Here is a 26,055-nt window from a genome sequence, read left to right on the forward strand (position 1 = left end):
CATGGAGCGCATCACCGTCCGCAGCCGACCCGTCCTGCCCGTGCTGTGGCGCGCGGCGGCCTGGGGCGCTGCCGTGGCGACCGCCGCGGCGGCGGCCGCGCTCGGGCAGTGGCTGCTGGCGCTCGGTGCCGCGGGCGCGGTGGTGCTGGCGCTGCTGCCGCGCGGCTACACCCGGATCTCGGGGATCGAGATGCCGGCGGGGCTGGGCTCGGGCATCCTCGTCTTCTGCCTCTGCGCCTTCGTGCTGGGCGAGGCGGGCGGGCTGTATCGCACTAGCGCCTGGTGGGACATGGCGCTGCATCTCACCGCCTCGGCGGTGCTGGCGCTGGTGGGGGTGGCGCTGGCGCTCCTGCCCACCGCCGGGGCGCCGCCGCGCACGCCGCTGTGGATCCTCGGCACGCTCGGGGTCGGCTTCGCGGCGCTGGTCGGCGCGGGCTGGGAGCTGTTCGAGTTCGGCATCGACGCGCTGTTCGGCACCAACGCGCAGCGCTCGGGCCTGCCCGACACGATGGGCGACATGGCGGTGAACCTCGCCGGCGCGACCTATGGCGCGCTGGCGGCGCAGCGGCGGCTGGGCTTCGGCGCGCGCTGGCCGCTCTCGGGGCTGCTGGCCGAGTTCTGCGCGCGCAACGAGGTGATCTACGGGGGCTGGACCGGCCGGCCCTTCACGCCCCGACGACCGGGGCCGGAGCGGGAAGGAACGCGATGAAGGACATCAACGACGCCACCGGGGTCGGGCCGGCTCTGGCCGCGCTCCGCGCTGCCGCGCCGGACCCTGATCGGGCGGCGCGTGACGCGCATCTGGCGGCGCTGGCGCGCGAGGTGCGCGCCCATGCCGAGGAGATCGCGCAGGCGATCGACGCCGATTTCGGCGGACGGCCGCGGCCCGAGACGATGCTGGCCGAGGTCGGGCTGGTGCTGGAATCGCTGCGCCACGCCCGGCGCAACCTGAAGCGCTGGATGCGGCCGGGGCGGGTGCGGCTGCCGCCGCATCTGTGGCCCTCGCGCGGGCGGGTGCTGCACGAGCCGCTCGGCGTGGTCGGCATCCTGGCGCCGTGGAACTACCCGTTCCAGCTGGCGCTGCAGCCGCTGGTGGCGGCGCTGGCGGGCGGCAACCGGGTGCTTCTGCACCCCTCCGAGCACATGCCGCGCACCGGGGCGCTGATCGCCCGGATCGTCGCGGACGCGGTGCCCGAGCGGGTGCGCGTGCTCGATGGCGGGCCCGAGCAGGCGCAGGCGATCGCGGCGGCGCCGCTCGACGGGCTGTTCTTCACCGGCTCGACCGCCACGGGCCGCAAGGTGGCGCGGGCGGCGGCCGAGAACCTCGTGCCGGTGGTGCTGGAGCTCGGGGGCAAGTCGCCGGCGCTGCTGATGCCCGATGCCGATCTCGACGAGGCGGCGGCCTCGATCGTCGCGGGCAAGCTGCTCAATGCCGGGCAGACCTGCATCGCGCCCGACTACGCGCTGGTGCCGCGCGACCGGATGGACGACTTCGTCGCGGCGCTAAAGCGGGCGACGGCGCGGCTCTATCCCGACCCGGACGGGCCGGACTACGCCGCCATCCTGCGCGAGACGGATCGCGCGCGGCTGGCCGGTCTGCTGGAGGGCGCGCGGGCCGAGCCGCTGATGGCGCGGATGCCGGCTGCGCCGCGCATGGGGGCCTGGGCGCTGATCGACCCGGCGCCCGACCACCCGGCGATGCAGGACGAGATCTTCGGGCCGGTGCTGCCGGTGCTGGCCTACGACGCGCCGGCGGCGGCGCGCGATTTCGTCAATGCCCGGCCGACGCCGCTCGCGCTTTATGTCTACGGCAGCGACGTCGCGGCGGCCGAGGCCGAGGTGGCGGCGATCCGATCGGGCGGGGCGATGATCAACGAGGCGGTGCTGCATGTCGCGGTGCAGGAGCTGCCCTTCGGCGGGGCGGGGGAGTCGGGCATGGGCGCCTATCACGGCGACGAGGGCTTCCGCGCCTTCACCCGGCCGCGCAGCGTGGTGGTGGCGCGCCGGTCGCTGGCGCGGCTGGCCCGCCCGCCCTATGGCCGCGCGGTTGAGCGGGTCATCGCCTCGCTCTTGCGCTAGTTCATGCCGTAGCTTCGGCCGCGCCAGGTTGCCTGCCGGCCCCGGCGCGCGCCGAAGAGCGCGCTCCACTGGATCGCCAGCACCACCAGCACGCCGAGCGGGTGGGCCGCGACCGACAGCCAGGGCTGGTCGAGCCGCCGCGCCATGGCGATGCGCGCCGCGAGCAGCAGCGCACAGGCCAGCCCGGAAGCGGCGAGCGACCACGCGGCACCGGTGGCGAGCGCGGCGACCAGCGTCAGGAGCGGCAGCACGTGGCCGCCGAACAGCAGCACCGTCCAGACCGGCAGGGCGCGCGGCGTCGCCATCCCCTCGGTCGCGTTCTTCATGAAGCCGTGCCAGATCTGGCCGGGCGTGTCGTACATCCGGCAGGCGGCGATCGGGGTGGCGTCGCACAGATCGCTCCTGCCGCCCCGCGCGCGCACCCGGCGCGGCAGCTCGAGCCCGTCATGCATCCGGTCGCGGAAGGCGGCATGGCCGCCGAGGCCGTGCCACGCCTCGGCCCGGATCGCCAGAAGCTGGCCGCAGCCCGCGCCGAAGGACGGGTCGGTCGAGGCGCGCGCCATCGGCAGGGGCAGGTAGCCCAGGAGCGTCACGAAGATCTGCGGGATGACGATCCGCTCGGCCCATGTGCCGGTGATCTGCCGGGGAAAGCCGCTGACGAGGTCGAGCCCGTCTTCCTGCATCTGCCCTGCCATGCGGGCGGCGGCGTCGGGGGCGAGGCGGACATCGGCATCGACGAAGAGCAGCACCGGGTGGCGCGCGGCGCGGCCGAGCTGCCAGCAGGCGTGCTGCTTGCCGATCCAGCCCTGCGGCAGATCGGCGCCGCGCAGCAGCCGGGCGCGGGCGTCGCGGGCGGCGTAGTCTTCGACGATGCGATCGGTGCCGTCGGTCGAGCCGTCGTCGAGCACCACCACCTCGACCTGCGTGCCCGCCTGCGCCAGCGCCGCGTCGAGCGCCGCGCCGATATTGGCGGCCTCGTCGCGCGCCGGGATCAGGATCGAGACGGCGGGCAGGGGGCCCTCGCCGGCCTCGGGCGGGCGCAGCACCGACAGGTTGACGAGGCACATCACCGCGAAGAGCGCGGCCAGCGCCAGGCCGATCAGCGACAGGGCCAGCAGCATCAGTTCTCCTTTGCGGGGTCGGGCGCGGGGTCGGGCGTGGGGTCGGGCACGTGGTCGGGGGCGTGGGTGCGGCCGTCGAGCGCGGCGCGGCCGCGCTGCCACAACCCGTAGACCCCGCCGACGCCGCGCGCGCCGCCGATCACGGCGCGGAAGGCGGACGGGTCGCGCGCCATGGAAAGCCCGGCGAGATGGTCGGCGGCCTCGGTCAGGCCGGCCTCGAGCCGGTCGGCGATCTCGGCGGGGCGCTCGCCGGGGCGAGCCTCGATCGCGCGGCCGAACAGCGCCAGCGCCTCGGGCCGCTTCTCGCCCCAGAACGGGTATTCCAGCGCCAGCGGCACCGCCACCAGCTGCGGCGCGCGGGCCAGCAGATGCGCGGCGCCGGGGCGCAGGTCCAGCGGCCGCGTGCGCGGGTCGGCGAAGCGGCCCTGCGCGGTGATCCACAGCACCCGGCGCGGCACGGTCATCAGCGCGCGGGCGGTGCGCAGGAAATCGGCGCCGCCGCGGGCATCGTCCTGCCGCACGCCGAAGGCGCCGATCCGCGCCATGAAGCGGTAGCGCTCGAGCATCGCGGCGTCGATCGGCCCGAAGCCCTCGCGCTTGGGGAACAGCTCGGGATGCAGCGCGATGAACATCGCCGGATCCCACCACGAGGGGTGGTTGGCGCAGATCATCACCGGCCGGTTCTCGGCCAGGGCGGGCAGGCCGGGGCGGGCGATGCGCACCGCCCGGAAGTGGCGCGACAGCTCGCGCCGCATCACCCGCGCGAAGAAGCGGCAGGCCGCGTCGGAGCGGCGTGCCACCGGGTCGTCGTCACTCGGCCGCGACATCGCGGCTCCGTGCCGGCACCCCGCCCGCGTCCTGGTCGGCGGTGTCGGCGGCGATCCAGCCCGACATCAGCGCCATCGGCATGCCCGGCCCGGGATGCGCCGAGCCGCCGGCGAGGTAAAGCCCCTCGACCTGCCGCGAGCGGTTGCCGGGCTTGAAGGCGCCGAGCACCTTGCCGTGGCTGGCCAGCCCGTAGATCGCGCCGTTGAGCACGCGGTAGCGCTCGTGGATGTCCTGCGGGGTGAGGGTGCGCTCGACCTTGATGCGCGCCTCGATGTCGCCCATGCCGGCGGCGCGGCCGAGCTTGTCGAGGATGGTGCGGCGATACTCGGGCAGCATCTTCGACCAGTCGTGGTGGTCGCGCAGGTAGGGGGTGTGCACCAGCACGTAGAGCGCCTCGCCGCCCTCGGGCGCGACGCCGGGCTCGGTGCGGGCGGGCGCGGCGATGTAGGCGGTCGGGTCGGGGGCGGGCTCGCCGCGGTCGTAGATCGCGGCGAACTCCTCCTCGGGGTCGCGCGAGAAGACGAAGTTGTGGTGCGCGAGATGCTCGTAGGCGCGGTCGAGCCCGAGATAGAGCACCACGCCCGAGCAGGCGGCCTCGCGCTTGCGGGTCTTCTCGAAGGCCTCCTTGGCGGGGCCGCCGACCAGCTCGCGATAGGTGCGCACGCTGTCCATGTTCGACACGACCCTGTCGGCCGCGACGCGCTCGCCGTCTTCGGTGATCACGGCGCGGGCGCGGCCGTTCTCGACCTCGATCCGGGAAATGCCGGTGCCGGTGCGGATCTCGACGCCGAGCTCCTCGGCCAGCCTTTGCAGCGCCAGCGGCACGGCGCGGGTGCCGCCCATCGGGTACCAGACGCCTTCGCCCTGCTGCATCTGGGCGATGCCGCAGAGCACCGCCGGCGAGGCCAGCGGCGAGGAGCCGACATACTGGATGAAATGCTCGAGCATCTGCGCCACGCGGCGGTCCTTGACGTCGCGCTTGATCTGGCCCGCGACGGTGCGGTGCATCCTGAGCGCCAGCACGTCCGACAGGGTCGAGAGGTTCATGCTGCCCTTGAGGTCCATCGTGTCGCGCAGGTCCTCGACCGACTTCCAGAAGAAGAAGCGGTCGGAGACGTCCGAGAGCCGCGAGGCCACCTGCATGAAGCGTTCGAACCCCTCGCGGTCGGGGGGCGAGAGCTTGCCGATCTCCTCCGCCGCCGTCTTGGGGTCGTCGCGCAGGTCGAGCACGGTGCCGTCGTCGTAGAAGCAGCGCCATTGCGGGTCGAGGCGGCGCAGGTCGAGTTCGCGGTGCAGGTCGCGCCCGGCCTCCGAGAAGATCCGCTCGAGCACGCGCGGCATGGTCAGGATGGTCGGCCCCATGTCGAAGCGGTAGCCGTCCTCCTCGAGCACCGCGGCCTTGCCGCCGAGCCAGTCGTTCTTCTCGAAGAGCACGACCTTGTGCCCGCGCGCCGCCAGCGTGCAGGCGGCGGCCAGGCCGCCCAGGCCTCCGCCGATGATCGCCGTTCTGCTCATTCCGCCGCCTCCATGGGGGGTAGTGTCGTTGATAGCCCGGCCGCGCCGGGCAGGGAAAGGTCTTCGCCGCAGAGCCGCGCGGCGATGCGGGCGCTTTCGAAGATCGTGGGCAGGCCGGAGCCGGGATGCGTGCCGCCGCCGGTCAGGTAGACGCCGTCGATGTCCTCGAAGCGGTTGCGCGGCCGGTAGTGCAGCATCTGCCCGAGATTGTGGGCGAGGTTGAAGGTCGCGCCCTCGTAGACCGAGAGCTTCGACTGCCAGTCGTCGGGGGTGAACATCAGCTCGGTGCGGATCGCGGCGCGGATGTCGCGACCGGCGAGCTTGGAGACCCGATCGAGCACCTTCTCGCGGTAGGCCGGCGCCAGCGCGCTCCAGTCGGCGCCGCCGGTGAGGTTGCCGACCGGCACCAGCACGTAGAGCGCCGAATGCCCCTCGGGCGCCAGCGTCGGGTCGGTGACGGAGGCGTTCTGGATGTAGATGGTCGGGTTCTCGGGTGCGCGGCCGGCGTCGATCTCGGCCACGTTCTTGGCGTAGTCGCTGGAGAAGGCGATGGTGTGGTGGCGCATCTCCGGCAGGCTGCCCTCGATGCCCAAGTAGAGCATGAAGGTCGAACAGGAGTAGCTCTTGGAGGCGATCCGCGCGTCGGTCCAGCGCTTGCGCGCGGTGTCGGGCACCAGCGTCGTCATGGCATGGGCGAAATCGGCGTTCATCACCACGGCGTCGGCGTCGTAGTCGCCCTTGGCGGTGACGGCGCCGGTGGCGCGGCGGCCCTCGATCTTCAGCTTCTCGACCGGCTCGGAGAGCCGGACGTCGACCCCCATCTCGCGCGCGATGCGCGCCATGGCGGCGGTGATGGCGTTGCAGCCCCCTTTGGGGTGGAACACGCCGAAGCCGTATTCGACATGGGCGATGATGGTGAAGAGCGAGGGGCACTTGAAGGGCGACATGCCCAGGTATTTCGACTGGAACGAGAAGGCGACGCGCACGTCGGGGTTGCGGAACCAGCGGTTGAGGTCGCGGTCGACCGTGGACCAGGGCCGCATCTTCGGCAGCGCCTTCATCATGTCGCCGCGCATCAGGTCGCCCAAGCCCGCGAAGGGGCGCTGCAGGATCGGGCGGAAGGCCTCGAACTTGGCGCGGTTCTCCTCGAGATAGGCGGCGACGTTCTTCGCGTCGCGGGCGTCGATCTTGGCGACCTGTGCGGTCAGGCGCTCGACGTCGTCGGTGGCCTCGATGGCGCGGCCGTCGTCGAACTGCAGCCGGTACATCGGGTCGAGACGGGTCATCTCGACTTCGGCGTCGAAGTCGCGGCCGCAGGCGGAGAAGATCTCGCGCAGGATCTCGGGGTAGAGGAAGAAGGTCGGGCCGATGTCGAAGGTGAAGCCGTCGCGGCGGATCGCGCCGGTGCGGCCGCCGGGCTGGTCTTCCTTCTCGAGCAGCGTCACCTCGGCGCCGGCGGCGCGCAGCAGCATGGCGCTGGCGAGCCCGCCGGGGCCCGCGCCGATCACCAGAACCCGTCGCGACGCGGTCGCGCCCGAGGGGGGCAGCGGCGGTGCCGCCATGCTCGATAACCCGTTTGCCTGCGGCCTGCGCCCGTCTACCATCTGCGTCGTCCGTCCTTTACACTCAAGCCGCTGGGGCCGGACGGCTACATAGTTCACCGACGTGCGAGGGCATGGAAAAAATTGTCACGATGCGGCCCGGGCCGCCCCTGCCACCGCCTCTTCCGACGGCCGCGACCGGCCCGGCCCGGGCCCGCGGTGCCGGGCACGAGAACTTCCCCGTCGCCTCGCGTCTTCTGCCCGCCCGGCTGCGCCCGGCGGTGATGGCCTTCTATCGCGTGGTGCGCGCTGCCGACGACATCGCCGACGCGCCCGACATGGCCGCGCGCGCCAAGCTGGCCGGGCTCGACGCGATCGAGGCGGGGCTGCGCGGGCGGGCCGGCGGCGACCCGCGCGGCCCGGCGCTGCGCGCGGCGCTGGCCGAGGTCGGGCGGCCGGGGCTCGAGCGGCACGCGCTGGCGATGCTCGACGCCTTCCGGGCCGATGTCGCGGCGCGGCCCTGCGCCGACTGGGAAGCGCTGATGGCATATTGTCGCAGCTCGGCCGTGCCGGTCGGGCGCTTCCTGCTGGAGTTGCATGGCGAGGGCCGGGACGGGCAGGGGGCCTCGGACGCGCTGTGCTGCGCGCTGCAGGTGCTCAACCACCTGCAGGATCTGGGCGAGGACCGGCGCGACCTGGGCCGGGTGTATCTTCCGGCCGACATGATCGCGGCGGCGGGCGGCCGGGCCGAGGGGCTGGCGGCCCGCCGCCTCGACCCGGCGCTGCGCGCGGCGGTGGACCGCGCGCTCGACGCCTGCGACCCGCTGCTGGCCGAGGCGGCGCATCTGCCGGGGCGGCTGCGCTCGCGCCGGCTGGCGGCCGAGGCGCGGGCGATCGTGGTGCTGGCGCGGCGGCTGCAGCGGCGGCTGCGCCGGGCCGACCCGCTGGCCGGGCGCGTCGCGCCCGCGCGCGGCGACGCGCTGGCGGCGGCGCTGGCGGCGGCGGCGGAGCTGGCGCGGCCGCGGCAGGGGGCGGGGCGATGAGCGCGCCGCGACCGGCCGAGATGCGGATGAGCGTGGCCGAGATCACCGGCGGCGCGGGCAGCAGCTTTCGCGCCGGGATGCGGCTGCTGCCGCCGGCCCGGCGGCGGGCGATCCTCGCGGTCTATGCCTTCTGCCGGGTGATCGACGACGTGGTCGACGGGCCGGCCCCGGCGGAGGAGAAGCGCGCCGCGCTCGCGGCCTGGGCGGCTGAGCTGGACGCGGTCGGGGCGGGCCGGGCGCAGAGCCCGGTCGGGCGCGAGCTGCAGCGCGCCATCGCGCGCCACGGGCTGCCGCTGGCGGAGTTCGAGCTGGTGCTCGAGGGGATGCGGATGGATCTCGAGGGCGTGGTCGGCCCCGAGCAGGCCCGGCTCGACGCCTATGTGCGCCGGGTCGCGGGGGCGGTCGGCATCCTGTCGATGCATGTCTTCGGCGCGTGGCGCGGCGCCGCCTCGCAGCGCTTCGCGCTGGCGCTCGCCGAGGCGCTGCAGCTGACCAACATCCTGCGCGACGTCGAGGAGGACGCGGCGATGGGCCGGCTCTACCTGCCGGCCGAGATCCTCGCGGAAGCGGGGCTGCCGGCGGACCCGGCGCGGATACCGGGCGCGCCGGGCCTGCCGGTGGCGCGGCGGCTTCTGGCGGTGCAGGCGCGCGCCGCCTACGGCGCCGCGGCGCGCGAGATCGCCGCGCATCCGCGGCTGCGGCTGGCGCCGGCGCTGTTGATGATGGGGCCCTACGAGCGGCTGCTGCGCCGGATCGAGGCCGATTGCGAGCGCCCGCCGCCGCGCCGCAGCGGGCTGGGCAAGCTCGTGGACGGGCTGCGCTGCCTGGCGCTGAACGGCCAGACCTCGTGAGCCATGTGCACGTGGTGGGCGCCGGCCTCGCCGGGCTGGCCGCGGCGCTGCGGCTGGCCGAGGCGGGCGGGCCGCGCGTGTCGCTGTGGGAGGCGACGGCGCGGGCCGGCGGGCGCTGCTGGAGCTTTCACGACGCGCGGCTCGACCGGCTGATCGACAATGGCAGCCACCTCGTGCTGGCCGGCAACGACGCGGTGATGGCGCATTGCGCGCGGATCGGCACGGCGGCGCGGCTGGAGGTGGCCGAGACGGCGGCGCTGCCCTTCCACGATCTCGAGACCGGGCGCGGCTGGCGGCTGCGGCTGCCGCTGGGGCTGTCGGACCTGCTGCGGCGCGGCGTGGCGCTGCCGCCGGGCACGGCGCTGCGGCTGGGGCCGGATGCGGCGCGGCTGCTGGCGGCCGGGCCGGGCGCCACGGTGGCGCAGGCGATCGGCGGCCGCGGCGCGGCCTGGACCCGGCTGTGGGAGCCGCTCTGCCTCGCGGTGATGAACGCCCCGCCCGAGCGGGCGGCGGCACGGCCGCTGGCCGAGGTGCTGCGGCGCATCGTGCTGGCCGGGCGCGGCGCGGCGCGGCCGGTGCTGATGCCCGACGGGCTGGGCCCGACGCTGGTGGAGCCGGCGCTGGCGCGGCTGGCCGAGGCGGGGATCGCGCCCGCATGGCGGCAGCCGCTGACCGGGATCGCGCGGCGCGAAGGCCGGGCGGTGGCGCTGCGCTTCGGCGACCGGGAGGTGGCGCTGGGGCCCGGGGACGCGGTGGTGCTGGCGCTGCCCGCGGAGGCCGCGGCGGCGCTTCTGGGCCGGCCCGCGCCGGGCCGGGGCGGCGACATCGTCAACGCCCATTACCGCGTCTCGCCGGGGCTGGCGGCGGCGGCGCCGCCGCTGCTGGGGCTGATCTCGGGCCGGGGGCAATGGCTGTTCCGGCGCGGCGACGTGCTGTCGGTCACCGTCTCGGCCGCCGGGCCGGGGGAGCGGGCGGCGCTTCTCGATACGTTGTGGCGCGAGGTGGCGCGCGCGCTCGGCACCGACGAGGTGCCGCAGGCGGCGCGGCTCGTGCGGGTGCGCGGCGCGACACCCGACCAGTCGCCCGAGGCGCTGGCGGCGCGGCCGGGGGCGCGGCCGCTGGCCAACCTCGCGCTGGCGGGCGACTGGATCGCCGGGCCGCTGCCCGCGACGATCGAGGCGGCGCTGGTCTCGGGCCGGGCGGCGGCCGAGGCGGTGCTGCGCGCGCCGGTCGCGGCGATCGCGCCGGAGGAGGCGACGGCTGGTTGAACCGGCCGGGCCGGGGCGGCGTTGGCCCGGCAAGGACCGGAGAAACGGGGCGCGGAGCCGCGATGCGCGACAGGCTGAGAGAGCTATACGAGGGCGACACGGCGCGCGCGCATCGCTTCCGCTACTGGCTTCTGGTGTTCGACGTGGTGGCGATCCTGTTCGTGGTCGCGACCTCCTTCACCGCCTACGGGCCGGTGGTGCAGGTCTTCGACCTCGTCTTCGGCACGGTGGTGGTGGCCGACATCGCGGCGCGGCTGTCGATCGCGGCGCGGCCCGCGCGCTTCCTTGTCTACCCGACCACGCTGGCCGACATCATCAGCGCGGCGTCGTTCTTCGCGCCACTGGCGGGGGAGGGCTTTGCCTTCCTGCGGGTGCTGCGGACGCTGCGGCTTTTGCACATGTACCAGCTGCGCGACCGGCTGCGGGCGGACTGGGCCTTCTTCCGCGCGCATGAGCGCACGGTGATCGCCAGCACCAACCTCGCGGTGTTCATCTTCGTGATGTCGGGGGTGGTCTACGCCACCCAGCACCGCACCAGCCCGGAGATCGGCAATTATGCCGACGCGCTCTACTTCACGGTGACCGCGCTCACCACCACCGGCTTCGGGGACATCACGCTCGACAGTTCGGGCGGGCGGGCGATCGCGATCCTGATCATGATCTGCGGCGTGACGCTGTTTCTGCGGCTGGCGCAGGTGCTGTTCCGCCCCTTCAAGGTGCGCCAGCCCTGCCGCGACTGCGGGCTGATCCTGCACGACGCCGACGCCGTGCATTGCAAGCATTGCGGCGCGACGATCCACATCCCGACCGAGGGCGAGATCTGAGCCGGGCCGGGGGCGGCAAGGCCCCCCGGCCCGGGCCGGGCCGGTCTCAGGCGGCGGCGAGCGCGGGCTCGAGCCCGGCCGCGGTCGACAGCAGCGCCTCGTCGGCGCCACGCCCGGCGATCAGCATGGCGCTCAGAAGCGTGCCGCCCTCGCGATAGGGCAGGGCGATGCCGCAGCCATCGGCGATGTTGCCGAGCGTGGTGTTGCGCAGCGCCAGCAGGTTCAGCCGGTTGAACGCGGCGTCGTCCTCGAGATCCTCGGGCCGGGGCGGCAGGATCGCCACGCTGGGCAAGAGCAGCGCCTGGCCTTCGAGCGCGCCGGCGAAGGCGTCGGCGAAGCGGGCGCGGGCGTTCAGCGTCCGGCGGTAGGCCACGGCCGAGACCTCGTCGGCGCGGGCCATGCGGGCGTGCACGCGCGGGTCGAAGGCCGGGGCCTGCTCACGGAAGGCGTCCTCGTGATGCGCGCGGCACTCGACGGCGGTGAGGTGCCATGGCGGGATGGCGGCCGCGTCGTCGAGCAGGGGCAGCGGCGTCTCGTCGATCTCGTGGCCGGCGTCGCGCAGCCGGCCGAGCAGCGCCTCGAAGCCTTGGGCCACCTCGGGGTCGAGATCGTCGAAGCCGAAGTTGCGCGCCACGCGCAGGCGCAGCGGTGCGGCGGCGGTCTCGGGCGCGGCGCGGCCGGCCATCACCCGCCACGCGGCGGCGCAGCCGGCGACGTCGCGGGCGATCGGGCCGAGGCTGTCGAGGCTGTCGGAAAGCGGCACCGCGCCCTCGCGCGGCACGCTCGACTGGGTCGGCTTGAAGCCGGTCAGGCCGCAGAAGGCGGCCGGGATGCGCAGCGAGCCGCCGGTGTCGCTGCCGATCGCGATGTCGGCGAGGCCGGCCGCGACCGAGGCCGCGCCGCCCGAGGTCGAGCCGCCGGGGATGCGGCCGGGCCAGGCCGGGTTGTCGGCGGTGCCGTGGTGGTCGTTGAGGCCGAGGCCGGAATAGGCCAGTTCCGACATCGCGGTGTGGCCGGTCAGCACGGCGCCCGCGGCGCGCAGCCGGGCGACGGCGGGGGCGTCGGCGCGGGCGGGCGCGCCCGTCTCGAGAAAGCGGGTGCCGGCATGGGTGATCTCGCCCGCCACGTCGAGGAGGCCCTTGACCGAGACCAGCGCCCCGGCCAGCGGGCCGGCCTTGCCGCGCGCCGCGTCGGCATCGGCGCGGGCGGCCTCGGCGAAGACCGAGGTGTAGATGCCGCGCGGGCCGCCCTCGGGGCCGAGCCGGTCGAGCAGCGCCGCGAGCCGGTCCGGCGCCGTCTCGGGGCGCCAGCCCGCGGCGGTCATGCCACCACCGGCAGCACGCGCATCTCGTATTCGGCGGTGATCTCGCGGTTCAGCACCGGGTCGGCGAGCCGCATCCGGAACCGCGTCGCGGGCCGCACACCGCCGATCGCGCCGAGCGTGCCGCAGAGCATCGCGCCGCCATCGGCGAGACCGCCGCCCTGCGCGAGGTCGGCCAGCGGCCGGATCGCGGCGAGCGTGCCCTTCTGGTAGCTCACCCATTCGCCGTTCTCGAGGATCTTGGAGCCGAGCTCGATCTGGTCGAGATGGTCGGCCACCTCGTCGAAGGCCCACAGCGCGCGGGCCACCGGCTTGGGGCAGACCTGCTTGGAATGGGCGACCGAATGCGCCTCGAGCGCGCGGTCGGTCTGGTCGGAGCCGAGGCCGAGCCAGAGCTTGCCCTCGGCCATGACCAAGAGCGGCTCGGCCTCGCCCGAGCTGTCGGCGCCGAGCACGTCGATCCGCGCCGACTGGGTCAGAAGCTCGGGGCCGCAGCGGTAGTAGAGCGGCACCTGGCTCGGCGGCGCGACCCCGAGCTCGGCCAGCTCGGCGATGTGGTGGTCGACGGCGGCGCGGTCGCGCCCGGTCCAGCCGGCGACCGTCAGGTCGGTGATCGCGATGTCGACGGGGCCGCCGGGGGTATCGAACTGCATTGGGTGTCCTTGGAAGTCAGCGTGTCAGAAGGTCGAGGGCAGGTAGAGCGCGAGCCAGGGCGCCACGATCAGCAGGCCGACCATGCCCAGCATAACCAGCGCGTAGGGGATGCAGCCCAGCATCACGTCGGTGAAGCGGCCCTTGCGGGCGGATTGCACCACGTAGAGGTTGAGCCCGACCGGCGGGGTGATCAGCGCCATCTCGACCAGGATGATCATCAGCACGCCGAACCAGATCTTGTCGTAGCCCAAGCCCACCACGATCGGCACGATGATCGGGATGGTCGCCACCATCAGCGACAGGGTCTCGATGAAGAAGCCCAGCACGATGTAGATGGCGATGATCACGAAGAGCGTGGCCAAGGGCGAGATGTCGAGCCCCTCGAGCATGTTCTGCAGCGCCCGGCTGACGCCGGCGGCGGTGAGCACGTAGTTCAGCACGTAGGCGCCGATCACCACCAGCATCACCATGGCCGAGGTCCGGACCGCGCCGCGCAGCGCGTCGCGCAGCATCGAGAGGCTCAGCGCCTTCTGCTGCGCGGCGATCAGCAGCGCGATGGCGACGCCGATCGCGGCGGCCTCGGTCGGCGTGGCCCAGCCGGCATAGATCGAGCCGACGATGGCCACGAAGAGGCCGAGGATCGGCAGAAGGTCGGCGAGGCTGGCGATGCGCTGGCCCCAGCCGAAGCTGGGCCGCGGGCCGCCGAGGCGCGGGTTGATCACGCACAGCACGACCGTGGCCGCCATGAAGGCCAGCGCCATCAGGAGGCCCGGCAGCAGGCCGGCGAGAAAGAGCTGCGGGATCGAGCTTTCGGTGAGGAAGCCGTAGACGATCAGGTTGATCGAGGGCGGGATCAGGATGCCCAGCGTGCCGCCCGCGGCGATCGCGCCGGAGAACAGCCGCTGGTCGTAGCCCAGCCGCTCGGCCTGCGGCATCGCCACGGTGGCGACGGTGGCGGCGGTCGCCACCGAGGAGCCGGAGGTGGCCGAGAACAGGGTCGAGGTGGCGATGTTGGCGTGGATCAGCCCGCCGGGCAGCCACGACACCCAGGTGTTGAGCGCCTCGTAGGTGCGCGCCGCGACGCCGCTGCGCACGAGGATCTCGCCCAGCAGAACGAAGAAGGGGATGGCGATCAGCGTGGCGCTGTTCGAGGAGGACCAGACCACCTGCCCGAGACCGCGGATCAGCGGGAAGGGGCTGAAGAAGATGTCGAGCCCGAAGCCCAGCAGGAACAGCACGATCCCCACCGGGATCGAGAGCGCGAGCAGGCCCAGAAGGCCGATGGCGGTGAATGCGATCATGCCGTGGTCTCCGTGCCGGCGATGTCCTCGACGCCGTCGAAGCGTCCCTTGATGGCGAGAAGCAGCGCCGCGATGGACAGCAGCACCGCCGAGATCGCGAACCAGCTCCAGCCGGCCCACCAGATCGCCTGCGGAATCCACAGCGGCGTCTCGAGCGCGGTGTTGGCGCGTGCGCCGGTGCCGAGCGTCTTCTCCAGCACCGCCCAGCCGTGCCAGGCGGTGACCAGCGCGACGCCGGCGAGGCTCAGCATGGCGAGGCAGTCGAGCGCGGCGCGGAAGCCCGAGCCGCCGCGCACGCGCAGCAGGTCGATGCGGACATGCGCGCGCTCGGTCAGGGCGTAGCTGATGCCCCAGCTGGTGACCGCCGCCATGACGTAGCCCGAGATCTCGTCGGTGCCGCCCAGCGGCGCGCCGAGCCGGCGCGCCGCGATTTCGGCGAGGATCAGCGCGACGCAGGCCATCAGGCCGAAGCCCGCCAGCAGGGCGACGCCGTCATTGATCCGGCTCAGCCATCGGATGATCCCCGCCATCGGTTCAGCCCCCGACCGTGACGCCGACCACCTGGCCGACGCTGTCGTTCCAGCGCTGCGCCCAGTCGTCGCCGGCGCGCGCCGCCCAGTCGGGCAGGACCTCGTTGACCAGCGCCTCGCGCGCGGCCTCGGTGTCGGCCTCGGTGGCCTCCACGAGCGTCATGTCGCGCGCCTCGCCGGCCGGGCATTCGCCGTTGCCGGTCAGGCAGGCGATGTCGTTTTCCAGCGCGTCCTGCGCGGCGTCCCATGCGGGCTGCTGCAGCTTTTCGGAGACGGCGGTCTCGAGCTGCTGCTGCTGCTCTTCGGAGAGCGCGTTCCAGCTGTCCATGTTGATCGCGGTGACGACCGGGTCCCAGCCGCCGAGCGGCAGCGGCAGCAGGTGGGTGGAGACCTCCCACCAGCCGGCCGAGTAGCCCGAGCCCGCGCCGGTGACGGCGCAGTCGACCACGCCGCGCTGCAGCGCGCCGGGCACCTCGCCGAAGCTGACATTGACGCCCTCGGCGCCGAGCGCCTCGAGGAGCTTGGCGGTCATGCGGCCGGAGGCGCGGACCTTCTTGCCCTCGAGATCGGCGAGGCCGGTGATCTCGCCGTTGCAGAACACGACCTGCGGCGGGTAGGGCGCGATGCCCAGAACCTTGGCGTTGAACACGTCGGCATAGATGTCGTCGACCATCGGCCGGGCGGCCTCGACCATGGCGCGGGCGGTGGCGGCGTCCTCGGCCAGAAGCGGCACGTCGAGCGCCTCGAGCGCGGCGCTGTCGGCCACGGCGTAGTCGGCCACGGTCATGCCGACGTCGAACACGCCGTCGCCGAGCATGCGGTAGACGTCGCCGCCGTCGATGCCCATCTGGTCATGCGTGGTCAGCGTCGCGGTCAGCGCGCCGTCGGTGGCGGCGGGCAGCTCCTCGGTCCAGAACGGCGCCTCGTACTGCTTGTGCAGCGGCAGGCCGCTCCAGCTGCCGACGACGGCCAGTTCCTCGGCCTGCAGGGCGGTGCCGCCCATGAGGGCCGCGGCCGCGCTCAGCGAAAGAAGGGTGCGGGTCATATCGTGGTTCTCCCTGTTATCGGTCTTGTCGGTCGGTCGGTTCGTCATCGGCACGGGTGCCGTCATCGAGATCGGTGATCAGCATGGCGCCCGGCGCGTGGCTGATGCAGAGCGGCAGCTGCGCGCCCATCATCGCCACCTGCGGGGTGACGCCGCAGGCCCAGAACACCGGCAGCTCATCGGGGCCGATCGGCACCGCGCTGCCCCAGTCGGGGCGCTCGACGTCGATGCCGATCGCCGCCGGGTCGCCGACATGCAGCGGCGCGCCATGCGCCATCGGGTAGCGGGCGCTCAGCTCGCGGACCTCGTCGATCCGGTCGCGGTGCACGGGGCGCATCGAGACCACCACGGCGCCGCCGAAGGGGCCGGCGGGGCGGGTCTCGAGGCTGCTGCGATACATCGGCACGGTCACGTCGCGCTCGATGTGGCGCATCGGGAAGCCGGCGCGCATCAGCGCCGATTCCATGGTGAAGGAGCAGCCGATGGCGAAGCCCACCATGTCGTCGCGCCACAGCGCCGCGATGTCGCGCGGCCGGTCGGCCAGCGCGCCGTCGCGGTAGACGTGGTAGAGCGGCAGGTCGCGGCGCAGGTCGATGTCGTGGCCGAGATCGGGCAGCGCCGGGTCGCCCGGCGCGGTGCGGCCCGCCAGCGGGCAGGGCACCGGGTTGAGCGCGCAGAACTCGGCGAAGGCCTCGGCCTGCGCGGCCGGCATGATGGCGAGGTTGCATTGCAGCCGGCCCGGCGCCAGCCCGGCGGTGTGGCCGGCGTAGCGGCCCGCGCGGAACGCGGCGCGCAGCGCCCGCGGTGCCAGCTCTCGCAGCTCGGAATGGGTGGTCATGATCGGCATCTGGCCCTGTTCTCGGCGTCGCCGGCACGCTAGACGCCGGCGGGCAATAAGATCAAATCGTGATTTCTTCTATGATGTGATCGAACGAGGTGATCACCATCGAAGATCACCTGCCACGGATCACCGGCCGCGAAGGAGGGCCCCGGCATGACGCTCGACCAGTTGAAGACCTTCCTGTGGGTGGCGCGGCTCGGCGGCGTGCGGCGCGCGGCGCAGCAGATGAACCTGTCGCAGCCGGCGATCTCGGCGCGGATCGCGGCGCTGGAGGAGACGCTGGACGTGGCGCTGTTCACCCGCGGCCCGCATGGCGTGACGCTGACCCGCGAGGGGGTGCTGCTGCGCACCCATGCCGAGCAGATCGCCACCTCGATCGAGCGCATCCGCGCCGAGGTGGCGCCGCGCGACAGCCGCGCCTCTCTGCTGCGGGTGGGCGCGGCCGAGACGATCGTGCAGACCTGGCTGCCCGAGTTCCTGCGCCGGCTGCGCAGCACCTATCCGCGGCTGAAGATCGAGATCACGGTCGACATCTCGCTCAACCTGCGCGAGGCGCTGCTCGACCGCGCGCTCGACCTGTGCTTCCTGATGGGGCCGGTCTCGGAATACAGCGTCGACAATGTCGAGCTGCCGCCGGTGCCGCTGGCGTGGTACCGGCCGCTGGAGATGGCGGCGCCGGACCTGTCGCAGGTGCCGGTGATCACCTACAACCGGCAGTCGCGCCCGCACCGCCACCTCGCCGCCGAGCTCTATGCCCGCCACGGCAGCGCGGCGCAGATCTTCCCGTCGAACTCGCTCTCGACCGCGATCGAGATGGTGGCGGCCGGCCTCGGGGTCGGCGTGATCCCCGAGCGGCTGGGGCGGCGCCACGTGGCCGAGGGGCGGATCGCCGAGTTCGACCCGGGCTGGCGGCCCGAGGCGCTGGTCTTCTCGGCCTCCTTCATCGGCGACGAGAACAACGCCACCGCCAGCGAGGCGGCCGAGATCGCCCGGCAGGTGGCCGAGAGCTGGAACTAGGCCCCGAACTAGGCGGCGCGCGGCCCGAAGACGGCGCGGGCCGGGTCGGCGGCGTAGCCGTCGCGGTGCCGGACCGCCTGCGCGGGCAGGGCGGCGACGGCGTCGAGCACGGCGTCGACCTCATAGGCCTCCATCATCGGCGAGAGGTTGAAGCGCAGGAAGCCGGGCTTGGCCAGCTCCTCGCCCGCGAGGATGCGGGCGCGCAGCGCCTCGGAGGCCGCCGCGTCGATGCCGAGCAGGCGGTGCACGTAGGGCCCGGCGCAGGCGCAGCCGCCGCGCGCCTGCACTCCGGAGAGGTCCGACAGCATCCGCGTGGCGAGCTGCTGGTGCACGGGCTCGCCGTCGGCGGCGGTGACGCGCAGCGCGAAGACCGGCAGGCGCGGGCGGTCGGGGCAGCCCAGAAGCTCGATGCCGGGCGCGGCGCGCAGAGCCTCGAGGCCGCGGCGGGCGAGCGTGGCCTCGGTCTCGAGCAGCCCCATGGCCTGCATCGCGCCCTTCACCGCGAAGGCCAGCGCGGCGCGCAGGTCGGCCAGAACGTTGGGGGTGCCGGCCTCCTCGCGCGCGGCGAGGTCGGGCAGGTAGTCATGCGTCTCGGGTCCGACGAAGCGCACCGTGCCGCCGCCGGGCTGGGTCGGGCGGGTGGCGGCGCAGGCGGCGCGGCGGATGACGAGCACGCCCGAGGCGCCGGGCCCGCCGGCGAACTTGTGCGGCGAGAGCACCATGGCGTCGGCCTCGGCGCCGCCGGGGCGCATCTCGAGCGGCAGGTAGGGCGCGGCGCAGGCCATGTCCCAGACCATCAGCCCGCCGCCCCGCTTGACCGCGCGGGTGACGCGGGCGGTGTCGGCGATGGCGCCGGTGACGTTCGAGGCGCCCGAGACGGCGACGACGCAGAGCGCACCCGCGGCGCGGGCGCGGGCGAGGCCGGCGTCCAGCGCGTCGAGGCAGGGGCCGTGCGGGCCCTCGGGCAGCTCTGTCACCTCGGCGCCGCTTTCGCGCCAGGGCAGGATGTTGGAGTGATGCTCCCACGGGCCGATCAGCACGTGCACCGGGCGGCCCTGCGCCCGCGCGGCGGGGATGCCGAGGAGGCCCACGAGCCGGTTGATCCCGGCGGTGGCGCCGCCGCCGCAGAAGATCACCGCGTGGGCGTCGTCGGCGCCGCAGCCCATGGCCACGCGGGCGCGGGCGGCGCGGCGCAGCCGGGTCATCAGCCCGCCGCAATGCGAGGCCTCGGTGTGGCTGTTGGCGTAGAAGGGCAGGACTTCCTCCTGCAAAAGCGTCTCGACCTGCCGCAGCGCCCGGCCCGAGGCGGTGTCGTCGGCATAGACCAGCGGCACCGGCCCGAGCGGCCCGTCGATCCGCGCGCCGCGCCCGAACTGGCCCGCGCGCAGCGCGGCGGGGCCGGCCTCGGCCAGGGCAGTCTCGAAACGGGCGAAGATGTCGGTCACGGCGGTCCCTCCTGAGCGGTGTCGATGCGATCATTCATGGCTGTCATGGATCGATCGACACCGATTTGATCTGGTCTGGGGGTCTCGATTGGGTCAGATTGCATCGATATGGCCATCGAGACCGATCAGATCGACCGCAGACTGCTGGAGCTCTTGCAACGCGAGGGCGGGCTGTCGCAGCGCGAGCTGGCGGCGCGGGTCGGGCTGTCGCAGAACGCCTGCTGGCGGCGGCTGAAGCGGCTGGAGGAGGCGGGCGCGCTCAGGGGGCGGCGGGCCGATATCGACCCGGCGGCGTTGGGGCTCGGGCTTACGGTCTTCGTGATGATCCGCACCCGCCACCACGCCTCGGACTGGGCGCGCGCCTTCCGCGCCCATGTCGAGGCGCTGCCGGAGGTGGTCGATTTCCACCGGATCGGCGGGCATTGGGACTACATGATCAAGGCGGTCTGCCCCGACATGGCGGGCTATGACCGGTTCTACCAGGCGCTGATCAAGGGCTTCGACATCGAGGCGGTGACCGGGCATTTCGCGATGGAGGCGATCCTCGAGAACCGGCCGCTGGCGATCCGCTCGGTGCTGCGCTGAGCCGGGGTCAGCGCGGGCGCTCCTTTGGCCCGTCCAGAAGAAAGCGCAGCACCGAGGCGGCATAGGCCTCCGGCGCGGTCAGGGTCGCGTCGTGGCCCTGTCCTTCGAGCGTGTCGCGCCGGGCATCGGGCAGCACGCGGGCGAGATCGTCGGTGACGAACATGCGCGCGGGGCTCTCGGAGCCCGATTGCAGCAGCACCGGCATGGAAAGCCCGGCGAATCGCTCGGGCCGCCATTCCATCCGGGCCATCGCCTGCATGTCGCCGATCGAGGCGCGGGCATCGGCCAGCATCGGCTCCCAGTCCTTGGACAGGCGCAGCCCCTCGAAGGTCTCGCCGGGCATGTCGAGCAGGCTGGTGAAAAAGGCCCGCGCCACGCTCGTCCAGTCCTCCTGCCGCGCGGCCTCTTTAAGCTCGGCGTCCAGCACCCGCTTCGGGCCGTCGGGGTGGGGCGGCTCGTAGAGCACGAGGCGGCGGATGCGGTCGGGGGCCATGGCCGCGGCGGCCAGCGCGACCTGCGCGCCGTGCGAATGGCCGAGCAGGTGGACCGGCACGCCGATCCGGTCGATCAGCGCCAGCACGTCGCGGGCCTCGTCCTCGATGCCGTGGGTGTAGGTGGCGTCGGTGTCGCCGCGGCCGCGCCGGGCCAGCGCGTGGACCGTGAGATGCCGCGCCAGCAGCGGCCGGGTTTCGGCCCAGTTCGAGCGGTGGTCGCTGAAGCTGCCATGCAGCAGCACCAGCGGCGGGCCGGCGCCCTGCCGGTCGTAGCCGAGCGTCACGCCGTCTGGGGTGGTCAGCGTCTCGGTCACGGGGGCGTCGGGGCGCGGCATCGGGGCTCCTTTGACGTCGGGCGGGCGTCGGGCGACACCTCCGACCATAGCCGATCGCCGGGCGGTTGCCGAGCCGGCGCTCAGGCCGCGTGGCGCCTGGCCGCGGCGGCGGCGGCCGCGGCGACGGCGGCGGGGGTCTCGGGCAGACGTTCGGCCGGGGCGCGGCCGCCGAGCGCGGGGCAGGGGGCGTGGAGCCAGTCCAGCACGCCCTCGGCGCCGCGCTGCGGACGCAGCGCGCGGATCACCTCCTGCATCGCCGCGATCGGCAGGCCGGCGCGGTCGAACTGGCAGGCGGGGTAGAGCGTCCGGCCGGCGCGGGTGACGCCGATCACCCGGCCCTCGCGGGCCCAGTTCTCGGCCAGGCTCGCGCCCAGCGGCACCCAGCGGCGCAGGCCGCGGGCCACCTCGTCGGCGTCGAGCAGGCGCGCCGCGCCGCTTGCGCCAAGGTTGCGTTCATGCATGGCATCATCCTCCGTGGCGCGAAGTAGCGGCGCGCCGTCCGGCGGAAAGGGCGGCGGCGGTTCTGTGCGCTACCGTGCGTGGGCCGGGCTGGCGCGGCGGCGGCGCATGTCCGATTGACGCCCGCATGGTCCTGCCCGATACCGGTGCGGCCGGCCGCCGCGGCGGTGCGGAACCCCATGTCTGCAACTGGAAGGATGGCCACCGATGATCGACGCGCAGCCCGGGCTGATCGAGGAGATCCGCGACCGTTTCGCCCATGTCGAGAGCTGCCCGTTCCAGGGCGAGCGGGTGTTCTTCGAGAATGCCGGCGGTGCGCTGACGCTGAAATCGGTGGTCGAGACCTCGGCCCGCTTCGCCGCCATCCCCGACAACCCCGGCCGCGACAACCCTGCCGGGCAGGCGGCGGTCGAGCTGATCGCCCGCGCCAAGGCGGACATGGCGGTGTTCTTCAACGCGCCGGGCGGGCAGTTCATCGCCGGCGAGAGCGGCACCGAGCTCTTGTTCCGGCTAATCGGCGCGGCCTGTCTCGGCACGCCCGAGGGCGGGCGCGTGCTGGGTTCGACGCTCGAGCATCCGGCCACCCGCTCGGCCGCCGACCGCTACGCGCCGATCGGCGGCAAGCGCCACGTGCTGGTGGCGCATGACGACGCGGCCGGCTCGGTCGGGCCCGAGGCCTACCGGCCCGAGGTCACGCCCGACACCCGCGTCGCCACCATCCTGCACACCTCGCCGGTGACCGGCATGGGGGTGGACGTCGCCGCCATCGCCGCCGAGATCCGTGCCGTGGCGCCCGACTGCTACATCATCGTCGACGGCATCCAGCACGCCGCGCATGGCCGGCTGGATCTCGAGGCGCTCGGCGTCGACGGCTACGTGATCTCGCCCTACAAGGTGTTCTCGCGCCATGGCTACGGCATCGCCTGGCTGTCGGACCGGCTGGCGGCGCTGCCGCATGACGGGCTGATGGGCGCGCCGGGCGCGCCTTGGGAGCTGGGCACCCGCGACGCCGGCGCCTATGCCGCCTTCTCGGACGTGGTGGCCTATTTCGACTGGCTCGGCGGGCGGGTCTCTGACGATGCCGACCGGCGCGCGCGGATCGTCGCGGCGGGCGAGGCGATCCATGCGCAGGAGACGGCGCTGACCGAGGCGCTGCTGCACGGCGCGGGCAACCTGCCGGGGCTGGCGAGCTTCGAGGGGATCACCATCCTCGGCGGCATCGACAACCCGCGGCGCGAGGGGCTGGTCTCCTTCGCGCTGGACGGCCGGCCGGCGGGCGAGATCGTCGCGGCGCTGAACGCGGCCGGCATCCGCACCCATATCCGCAAGGCCGACCACTACTCGGGCAACATCCTGCAGCCGCTGGGAATGGAAAGCTGCGTGCGGGTGTCGCTGTGCCACTACAACACCGAGGCCGAGGTGATCCGCTTCCTCGCCGCGATGCGCGACATCGCGCGCGCGGCCTGAAGGCGGGGGGCGAGCGCGGGCGGCCCCCCGCCCGGCCGGGGCAGGGCCGTGGCCTGCCTCAGCCGTTGGGCAGGCGCAGGTCGGCGGGCCGGCTCGCGTTCAGCACCTCGCGCATGTTCGGCAGGTCGTTCTCCTCGAGCTTGTCGCGCCGCGTCTCGGCCGGCAGGTCGGCCCATCGCTGCTCGAGCCGGGCGCGCAGCACCGGCTCCGGCACGTCGATCATCACCGTCAGGTCGAACAGCGACGCGAGGCGGTCCCAGCCGGGGCGGTCGAGCAGCAGGTAGTTGCCCTCGACCAGGATCAGCCGGGTCTGTGCCGCGATGACGCGGGCGCCGGCGCGGGCGATCTCGAGCCCGCGGTCGAAGACCGGCACCACCACCTCGCGGCCGTCATCGGCGGCCAGCCGGGTCAGCATCGCGTGGAAGCCGTCGACGTCGTAGGTGTGCGGCGCGCCCTTGCGCGGCCGGTCGCCGCGCGCCTCGAGCAGCATGTCGTCGAAATGGTAGCCGTCCATAGGCAGCACCGCCGCCGCGCCCGGCGCGGCCGCCGCGAGACGTGTCTCGAGCGCCTCGGAGACATGGCTCTTGCCGGCGCCCGGTGGTCCGGCCAGCGCCACGAAGCGGCGCTTTGGTCCGCGCGCCATGGCCGAAAGCCGGTCGGCCAGCGCCTCTGTGGTCGTCGTTTCGGTCATCTCGGGTCGTCCTTTCGAGCGGGGCGGGCGGCGCCACGGGGGGCGATGGGGGGGCGCCGGCATCGAACATCCGATGCGGCCCGCGATCAATCCCCCGCTGCGGGGCCCGCGGTGCTGGCGCGGGCCTGCACCTGCGCGCCCAGATCGACCAGCGCGGGGCCGGGGTCGCGCCCCTCGAGCCGGGCGCGGATCATCTTCGCGGCGAGCGCGCCCATCTCGAAGCGGTTGGTGCGCACCGAGGTGAGCGGCGGCTCGGCGGCGCGCATCATCTCGAGATCGTTGAAGCCGCAGATGCCGAGCCGGCCCGGCACGGCGATGCCGAGGCGCATCGCCTCGAACAGCGCGCCCATGGCGAGGTCGTCGTTGTTGCAGAACACCGCGTCGGTGTCGGGGTGGCGCGCGAGCAGCGCCCGCAGCAGCTCGCCGCCGCGCCCGACGCTCGAGGGCGTCTCGGTGGTCTCGCTGCGGTCGGGGTCGTAGAGGCCGGCCGCCTCGGCCACGGCGCGGAAGCCCGCGAAGCGGCGCCGGGTGCGCGGGTCCATCCGCGCGCCCAGGAAACCGGGGCGGCGGTAGCCGCGCGCGATCAGGTGGCGCGTCGCCTCGGCGGCGGCGTCGTGATGCGAGAAGCCGACCATCATGTCGACCGGGTCGGGGCCGGTCTCCATGATCTGCACGACGGGGCAGGCGGCGCGGTCCAGAAGCCGCCGCGCCGCGGGGGTCTGGTCGATCCCGGCGACGATCAGCCCGGCCGGGCGCTGGCGCAGGAACACGCCGAGCAGGTTCTCCTCGGTCGCCGGGTCGTAGCGGGTGATGCCGTACTGCACGTCGAAGCGGCTTTCGGCGATGCCCTCGTAGAGCCCCGACAGCACGTCGGTGAACACCGCGTTGGTGGCCGATGGGATCAGCACGCCGATCACGTCCGAGCGCCCCGTCGCCAGCGCCCGCGCCGCCGGGTCGGGCACGTAGCCGAGGGCCGCCACCGCGGCGTCGATCCGGGCGCGGGTCTCGGGCTGGACCGTGTCGGGGCGCCTGAGCGCCCGGCTGACCGTGATCGGCGACACCCCGGCCCGCGCCGCGACCTCCGCCAGCGTCACCCTGCGACCCATATTCCCTCCCCCTTGACGGATGACAGCGCTGTCATCTAATGATAGCGCTGTCATCGTAGCGGCGGACCCCCGTCGCGGCAAGGGAGGACGCATGGCGCAGGCGGGCAGACCGGTGCTGGTGATGGGCGTGAGCGCGGTCGGAAAATCGACCGTGGCCAAGGGCCTGGCCGCGCGGCTGGGCGGCGTCTACGTCGATGCCGACGACCACCACCCCGAGGAGAACGTCGCCGCCATGCGCCGCGGCGAGCCGCTGACCGACGCGATGCGCTGGGGCTGGCTCGACCGGCTGGCCGAGGTGGCGCAGGCCACCCAACCCTTCGCCGTGATCGCCTGCTCGGCGCTGCGCCGCGCCTATCGCGACCGGCTGCGCGAGCGGATCGGCGAGTTCCCGATCGTCTACCTGCACGGCGATTACGACCTGCTGCGCGCCCGCATGGAGGCGCGCGAGGACCATTACATGCCGGTGTCGCTGCTCGACAGCCAGTTCGCGCTGCTGGAGCCGCCGGCGCCCGAGGAACGGGCCATCGAATTGTCGGTCGCACCCTCCCCCGAGGAGGTGCTCGACCGCGCCGAGGCGCTCATCGCACCCCGCCTGCAGGGAGGGCCCGAAGGGTCCGGGCAGGCACATCCCAGGAGGAAACAGTGAAAAAGACCTTCGTCACCACCCTGACCGCCGCGCTCTTGATGTCCGGCGCCGCGATCGCCCAGGAGCACAGCTTCCGCTTCCAGTCGTCCGACCCGGCCGGCAACCCGAACTTCGCGCTCCAGAAGGAGTGGGCCGAGAGCGTCGCCGAGATGTCCGACGGCCGCATCGCGGTCGAGATGCTGCCGGTCGAATCGATCGTCGCGCATAACGAGACGCAGGACGCGATCGCCGCCGGCATCCTCGACGGCCACGTCACCGACACCTCCTACTTCGCCGGCAAGGACGCGGCCTTCGGCCTGATCGCCAACCCGGTCGGCGCCTGGTCGGACCCGCAGCAGATGTTCGACTTCATGGAGAACGGCGGCGCCGAGCTGATGAACGAGCTGGTCGAGCCCTACGGTCTGCACTTCATCGGCGCCACCACGCCGGGCCTCGAGGCCTTCGTCTCGAAGGTGCCGCTCGAGGGCGTGGACGACCTCAAGGGCCTGAAGATGCGCGCGCCCGAGGGCCTCGTGCAGCAGGTCTTCGCCGCCGCCGGCGCCGCCCCGGTGAACCTGCCGGGCTCGGAGGTCTTCACCTCGCTCGACAAGGGCGTGATCGACGCGGCCGACTACACCGTGTTCTCGACCAACCAGGCGCAGGGCATGCACGACGTCGCCCCGCACCCGGTCTATCCGGGCTTCCACTCGATGCCGCTGGTCGAGATCTCGATGAACAAGGACAAGTGGGACGCGCTGCCCGAGGACCTGCAGCAGGTGCTGGAGCAGTCGGTGAAGGAGTTCGCCCAGAAGCAGGTCTCGGCGCTGCAGCAGGCCGACGAGGCCGCGGTGGCCGAAGCCCAGGAAGGCGGCGAGATCACCGTGCACGACTGGTCGGCCGAGGAGCGCGCCAAGTTCCGCCAGATCGCCATGGGCGAGTGGGAGAAGGTCGCCGAGCGCTCCGACAACGCGCAGAAGGTCTACGAGACCCTGACCACCTACCTGAAGGACAACGGCCTCATCGCCGAATGAGCGGGCGGGGCCGGTGACGGCCCCGGTCATGCAGGCGG

General features: G+C 73.6%; 26 protein-coding genes. 11 read left to right on the top strand and 15 right to left on the bottom strand.

Going from position 1 to position 26,055, the window contains the following annotated elements:
* Position 1: 1 nt before the first annotated feature.
* Positions 2–709, top strand: coding sequence for a DUF2238 domain-containing protein (locus BLT43_RS10440; RefSeq protein WP_090112610.1), 708 nt, complete (start codon positions 2–4; stop codon positions 707–709).
* Positions 706–2,079 carry an aldehyde dehydrogenase family protein gene (locus tag BLT43_RS10445; RefSeq protein WP_090112612.1) on the top strand — a complete coding sequence of 458 codons (1,374 nt, stop codon included), beginning with the start codon at positions 706–708 and terminating at the stop codon, positions 2,077–2,079. Before BLT43_RS10440 ends, BLT43_RS10445 begins: the two co-directional genes overlap by 4 nt.
* Here the strand turns inward: BLT43_RS10445 and BLT43_RS10450 are convergent.
* Genes BLT43_RS10450 through crtI form a run of 4 tightly spaced genes read right to left on the bottom strand, consistent with a single transcriptional unit; the run spans position 2,076 to position 7,105 of the window.
* On the bottom strand, positions 2,076–3,200 hold the full coding sequence (locus BLT43_RS10450; RefSeq protein ID WP_090112614.1) for a glycosyltransferase family 2 protein: 1,125 nt from the start codon (positions 3,198–3,200) through the stop codon (positions 2,076–2,078). The genes BLT43_RS10445 and BLT43_RS10450 overlap by 4 nt on opposite strands.
* Entirely contained in the window at positions 3,200–4,027 is an 828-nt protein-coding gene (locus BLT43_RS10455; RefSeq protein ID WP_090112616.1) for a lysophospholipid acyltransferase family protein, read from the bottom strand. Before BLT43_RS10455 ends, BLT43_RS10450 begins: the two co-directional genes overlap by 1 nt.
* Positions 4,011–5,543 (bottom strand): phytoene desaturase family protein, encoded by a 1,533-nt coding sequence (locus tag BLT43_RS10460; RefSeq protein ID WP_090112618.1) that lies wholly within the window; start codon positions 5,541–5,543, stop codon positions 4,011–4,013. The genes BLT43_RS10455 and BLT43_RS10460 overlap by 17 nt, the downstream gene beginning before the upstream one ends.
* Positions 5,540–7,105 carry a phytoene desaturase family protein gene (gene crtI, locus BLT43_RS10465; RefSeq protein ID WP_090112620.1) on the bottom strand — a complete coding sequence of 522 codons (1,566 nt, stop codon included), beginning with the start codon at positions 7,103–7,105 and terminating at the stop codon, positions 5,540–5,542. Before crtI ends, BLT43_RS10460 begins: the two co-directional genes overlap by 4 nt.
* 113 nt (positions 7,106–7,218) lie before the next feature.
* On the opposite strand from crtI, the gene BLT43_RS10470 reads away from it, so the two are divergent.
* From BLT43_RS10470 to BLT43_RS10485, 4 genes are all read left to right on the top strand, one after another.
* Positions 7,219–8,127: a squalene/phytoene synthase family protein gene (locus tag BLT43_RS10470; protein WP_207497501.1), complete on the top strand. Its 909-nt coding sequence runs from the start codon at positions 7,219–7,221 to the stop codon at positions 8,125–8,127.
* Positions 8,124–8,978: a squalene/phytoene synthase family protein gene (locus BLT43_RS10475; RefSeq protein ID WP_090112624.1), complete on the top strand. Its 855-nt coding sequence runs from the start codon at positions 8,124–8,126 to the stop codon at positions 8,976–8,978. The genes BLT43_RS10470 and BLT43_RS10475 overlap by 4 nt, the downstream gene beginning before the upstream one ends.
* Positions 8,975–10,246 carry a hydroxysqualene dehydroxylase gene (locus tag BLT43_RS10480; RefSeq protein WP_090112626.1) on the top strand — a complete coding sequence of 424 codons (1,272 nt, stop codon included), beginning with the start codon at positions 8,975–8,977 and terminating at the stop codon, positions 10,244–10,246. Before BLT43_RS10475 ends, BLT43_RS10480 begins: the two co-directional genes overlap by 4 nt.
* A 62-nt stretch (positions 10,247–10,308) precedes the next feature.
* Positions 10,309–11,070, top strand: a complete 762-nt coding sequence (locus BLT43_RS10485; protein ID WP_090112628.1) for a potassium channel family protein — start codon at positions 10,309–10,311, stop codon at positions 11,068–11,070.
* A 46-nt stretch (positions 11,071–11,116) separates the two neighbouring features.
* Here the strand turns inward: BLT43_RS10485 and BLT43_RS10490 are convergent, their stop codons facing one another.
* Genes BLT43_RS10490 through BLT43_RS10515 form a run of 6 tightly spaced genes read right to left on the bottom strand, consistent with a single transcriptional unit; the run spans position 11,117 to position 16,768 of the window.
* The gene (locus BLT43_RS10490) at positions 11,117–12,394 is read right to left on the bottom strand and encodes an amidase family protein (protein ID WP_090112631.1); all 1,278 of its coding nucleotides are present in this window, start codon (positions 12,392–12,394) and stop codon (positions 11,117–11,119) included.
* Positions 12,391–13,044 carry a DUF2848 domain-containing protein gene (locus BLT43_RS10495; RefSeq protein ID WP_090112632.1) on the bottom strand — a complete coding sequence of 218 codons (654 nt, stop codon included), beginning with the start codon at positions 13,042–13,044 and terminating at the stop codon, positions 12,391–12,393. Before BLT43_RS10495 ends, BLT43_RS10490 begins: the two co-directional genes overlap by 4 nt.
* Positions 13,045–13,068: 24 nt before the next feature.
* Positions 13,069–14,346, bottom strand: coding sequence for a TRAP transporter large permease (locus BLT43_RS10500; RefSeq protein ID WP_090112634.1), 1,278 nt, complete (start codon positions 14,344–14,346; stop codon positions 13,069–13,071).
* Positions 14,343–14,876 (bottom strand): TRAP transporter small permease subunit, encoded by a 534-nt coding sequence (locus tag BLT43_RS10505; protein WP_090112636.1) that lies wholly within the window; start codon positions 14,874–14,876, stop codon positions 14,343–14,345. The genes BLT43_RS10500 and BLT43_RS10505 overlap by 4 nt, the downstream gene beginning before the upstream one ends.
* Positions 14,877–14,880: 4 nt before the next feature.
* Positions 14,881–15,921 carry a TRAP transporter substrate-binding protein gene (locus BLT43_RS10510; protein WP_090112638.1) on the bottom strand — a complete coding sequence of 347 codons (1,041 nt, stop codon included), beginning with the start codon at positions 15,919–15,921 and terminating at the stop codon, positions 14,881–14,883.
* A 16-nt stretch (positions 15,922–15,937) separates the two neighbouring features.
* Positions 15,938–16,768, bottom strand: a complete 831-nt coding sequence (locus BLT43_RS10515; protein ID WP_242652275.1) for a putative hydro-lyase — start codon at positions 16,766–16,768, stop codon at positions 15,938–15,940.
* Positions 16,769–16,915: 147 nt separating this feature from the next.
* Here BLT43_RS10515 and BLT43_RS10520 point away from each other — a divergent pair, with 147 nt between their 5' ends.
* Positions 16,916–17,779: a LysR family transcriptional regulator gene (locus tag BLT43_RS10520; RefSeq protein ID WP_090112639.1), complete on the top strand. Its 864-nt coding sequence runs from the start codon at positions 16,916–16,918 to the stop codon at positions 17,777–17,779.
* An 8-nt stretch (positions 17,780–17,787) separates the two neighbouring features.
* Here BLT43_RS10520 and BLT43_RS10525 read toward each other — a convergent pair whose 3' ends face one another.
* Positions 17,788–19,224 carry an aminotransferase class V-fold PLP-dependent enzyme gene (locus BLT43_RS10525; RefSeq protein WP_090112640.1) on the bottom strand — a complete coding sequence of 479 codons (1,437 nt, stop codon included), beginning with the start codon at positions 19,222–19,224 and terminating at the stop codon, positions 17,788–17,790.
* 108 nt (positions 19,225–19,332) lie between these two features.
* On the opposite strand from BLT43_RS10525, the gene BLT43_RS10530 reads away from it, so the two are divergent.
* A complete protein-coding gene (locus tag BLT43_RS10530; RefSeq protein ID WP_090112642.1) occupies positions 19,333–19,809 on the top strand; it encodes an Lrp/AsnC family transcriptional regulator in 477 nt (158 codons plus the stop codon).
* A 7-nt stretch (positions 19,810–19,816) separates the two neighbouring features.
* On the opposite strand, the gene BLT43_RS10535 is transcribed toward BLT43_RS10530, so the two are convergent.
* Together BLT43_RS10535 and BLT43_RS19135 are read right to left on the bottom strand one after the other, a co-directional pair.
* Entirely contained in the window at positions 19,817–20,638 is an 822-nt protein-coding gene (locus BLT43_RS10535) for an alpha/beta fold hydrolase (RefSeq protein WP_165612587.1), read from the bottom strand.
* 80 nt (positions 20,639–20,718) lie between these two features.
* Positions 20,719–21,099 carry an antitoxin Xre/MbcA/ParS toxin-binding domain-containing protein gene (locus BLT43_RS19135; protein WP_090112646.1) on the bottom strand — a complete coding sequence of 127 codons (381 nt, stop codon included), beginning with the start codon at positions 21,097–21,099 and terminating at the stop codon, positions 20,719–20,721.
* 205 nt (positions 21,100–21,304) lie between these two features.
* Here BLT43_RS19135 and BLT43_RS10545 point away from each other — a divergent pair, with 205 nt between their 5' ends.
* The gene (locus BLT43_RS10545) at positions 21,305–22,564 is read left to right on the top strand and encodes an aminotransferase class V-fold PLP-dependent enzyme (RefSeq protein ID WP_090112648.1); all 1,260 of its coding nucleotides are present in this window, start codon (positions 21,305–21,307) and stop codon (positions 22,562–22,564) included.
* Positions 22,565–22,622: 58 nt separating this feature from the next.
* Here the strand turns inward: BLT43_RS10545 and BLT43_RS10550 are convergent, their stop codons facing one another.
* Positions 22,623–23,255 carry a nucleoside/nucleotide kinase family protein gene (locus tag BLT43_RS10550; protein ID WP_090112650.1) on the bottom strand — a complete coding sequence of 211 codons (633 nt, stop codon included), beginning with the start codon at positions 23,253–23,255 and terminating at the stop codon, positions 22,623–22,625.
* Positions 23,256–23,341: 86 nt separating this feature from the next.
* A complete protein-coding gene (gntR, locus tag BLT43_RS10555) occupies positions 23,342–24,361 on the bottom strand; it encodes an HTH-type transcriptional regulator GntR (protein ID WP_090112652.1) in 1,020 nt (339 codons plus the stop codon).
* A 91-nt stretch (positions 24,362–24,452) separates the two neighbouring features.
* Here gntR and BLT43_RS10560 point away from each other — a divergent pair, with 91 nt between their 5' ends.
* Together BLT43_RS10560 and BLT43_RS10565 are read left to right on the top strand one after the other, a co-directional pair.
* Positions 24,453–25,007 (top strand): gluconokinase, encoded by a 555-nt coding sequence (locus BLT43_RS10560; RefSeq protein WP_090112654.1) that lies wholly within the window; start codon positions 24,453–24,455, stop codon positions 25,005–25,007.
* A 38-nt stretch (positions 25,008–25,045) separates the two neighbouring features.
* Complete coding sequence (locus BLT43_RS10565) at positions 25,046–26,017, top strand: TRAP transporter substrate-binding protein (protein ID WP_090113081.1); 972 nt, start codon at positions 25,046–25,048, stop codon at positions 26,015–26,017.
* Positions 26,018–26,055 lie beyond the last annotated feature (38 nt).

Origin of the sequence: Limimaricola pyoseonensis (assembly GCF_900102015.1) — a bacterium.
GTDB classification, from domain to species: Bacteria; Pseudomonadota; Alphaproteobacteria; order Rhodobacterales; family Rhodobacteraceae; genus Limimaricola; species Limimaricola pyoseonensis.

Coding starts and splice junctions, on each gene's coding strand:
- BLT43_RS10440 (WP_090112610.1), top strand. CDS start 2: ATGGAGCGCATCACCGTCCGCAGCCGACCCGTCCTGCCCGTGCTGTGG.
- BLT43_RS10445 (WP_090112612.1), top strand. CDS start 706: ATGAAGGACATCAACGACGCCACCGGGGTCGGGCCGGCTCTGGCCGCG.
- BLT43_RS10450 (WP_090112614.1), bottom strand. CDS start 3,200: ATGCTGCTGGCCCTGTCGCTGATCGGCCTGGCGCTGGCCGCGCTCTTC.
- BLT43_RS10455 (WP_090112616.1), bottom strand. CDS start 4,027: ATGTCGCGGCCGAGTGACGACGACCCGGTGGCACGCCGCTCCGACGCG.
- BLT43_RS10460 (WP_090112618.1), bottom strand. CDS start 5,543: ATGAGCAGAACGGCGATCATCGGCGGAGGCCTGGGCGGCCTGGCCGCC.
- crtI (WP_090112620.1), bottom strand. CDS start 7,105: ATGGCGGCACCGCCGCTGCCCCCCTCGGGCGCGACCGCGTCGCGACGG.
- BLT43_RS10470 (WP_207497501.1), top strand. CDS start 7,219: ATGGAAAAAATTGTCACGATGCGGCCCGGGCCGCCCCTGCCACCGCCT.
- BLT43_RS10475 (WP_090112624.1), top strand. CDS start 8,124: ATGAGCGCGCCGCGACCGGCCGAGATGCGGATGAGCGTGGCCGAGATC.
- BLT43_RS10485 (WP_090112628.1), top strand. CDS start 10,309: ATGCGCGACAGGCTGAGAGAGCTATACGAGGGCGACACGGCGCGCGCG.
- BLT43_RS10490 (WP_090112631.1), bottom strand. CDS start 12,394: ATGACCGCCGCGGGCTGGCGCCCCGAGACGGCGCCGGACCGGCTCGCG.
- BLT43_RS10495 (WP_090112632.1), bottom strand. CDS start 13,044: ATGCAGTTCGATACCCCCGGCGGCCCCGTCGACATCGCGATCACCGAC.
- BLT43_RS10500 (WP_090112634.1), bottom strand. CDS start 14,346: ATGATCGCATTCACCGCCATCGGCCTTCTGGGCCTGCTCGCGCTCTCG.
- BLT43_RS10505 (WP_090112636.1), bottom strand. CDS start 14,876: ATGGCGGGGATCATCCGATGGCTGAGCCGGATCAATGACGGCGTCGCC.
- BLT43_RS10510 (WP_090112638.1), bottom strand. CDS start 15,921: ATGACCCGCACCCTTCTTTCGCTGAGCGCGGCCGCGGCCCTCATGGGC.
- BLT43_RS10515 (WP_242652275.1), bottom strand. CDS start 16,768: ATGCCGATCATGACCACCCATTCCGAGCTGCGAGAGCTGGCACCGCGG.
- BLT43_RS10520 (WP_090112639.1), top strand. CDS start 16,916: ATGACGCTCGACCAGTTGAAGACCTTCCTGTGGGTGGCGCGGCTCGGC.
- BLT43_RS10530 (WP_090112642.1), top strand. CDS start 19,333: ATGGCCATCGAGACCGATCAGATCGACCGCAGACTGCTGGAGCTCTTG.
- BLT43_RS10535 (WP_165612587.1), bottom strand. CDS start 20,638: ATGCCGCGCCCCGACGCCCCCGTGACCGAGACGCTGACCACCCCAGAC.
- BLT43_RS19135 (WP_090112646.1), bottom strand. CDS start 21,099: ATGCATGAACGCAACCTTGGCGCAAGCGGCGCGGCGCGCCTGCTCGAC.
- BLT43_RS10545 (WP_090112648.1), top strand. CDS start 21,305: ATGATCGACGCGCAGCCCGGGCTGATCGAGGAGATCCGCGACCGTTTC.
- BLT43_RS10550 (WP_090112650.1), bottom strand. CDS start 23,255: ATGACCGAAACGACGACCACAGAGGCGCTGGCCGACCGGCTTTCGGCC.
- gntR (WP_090112652.1), bottom strand. CDS start 24,361: ATGGGTCGCAGGGTGACGCTGGCGGAGGTCGCGGCGCGGGCCGGGGTG.
- BLT43_RS10560 (WP_090112654.1), top strand. CDS start 24,453: ATGGCGCAGGCGGGCAGACCGGTGCTGGTGATGGGCGTGAGCGCGGTC.
- BLT43_RS10565 (WP_090113081.1), top strand. CDS start 25,046: ATGTCCGGCGCCGCGATCGCCCAGGAGCACAGCTTCCGCTTCCAGTCG.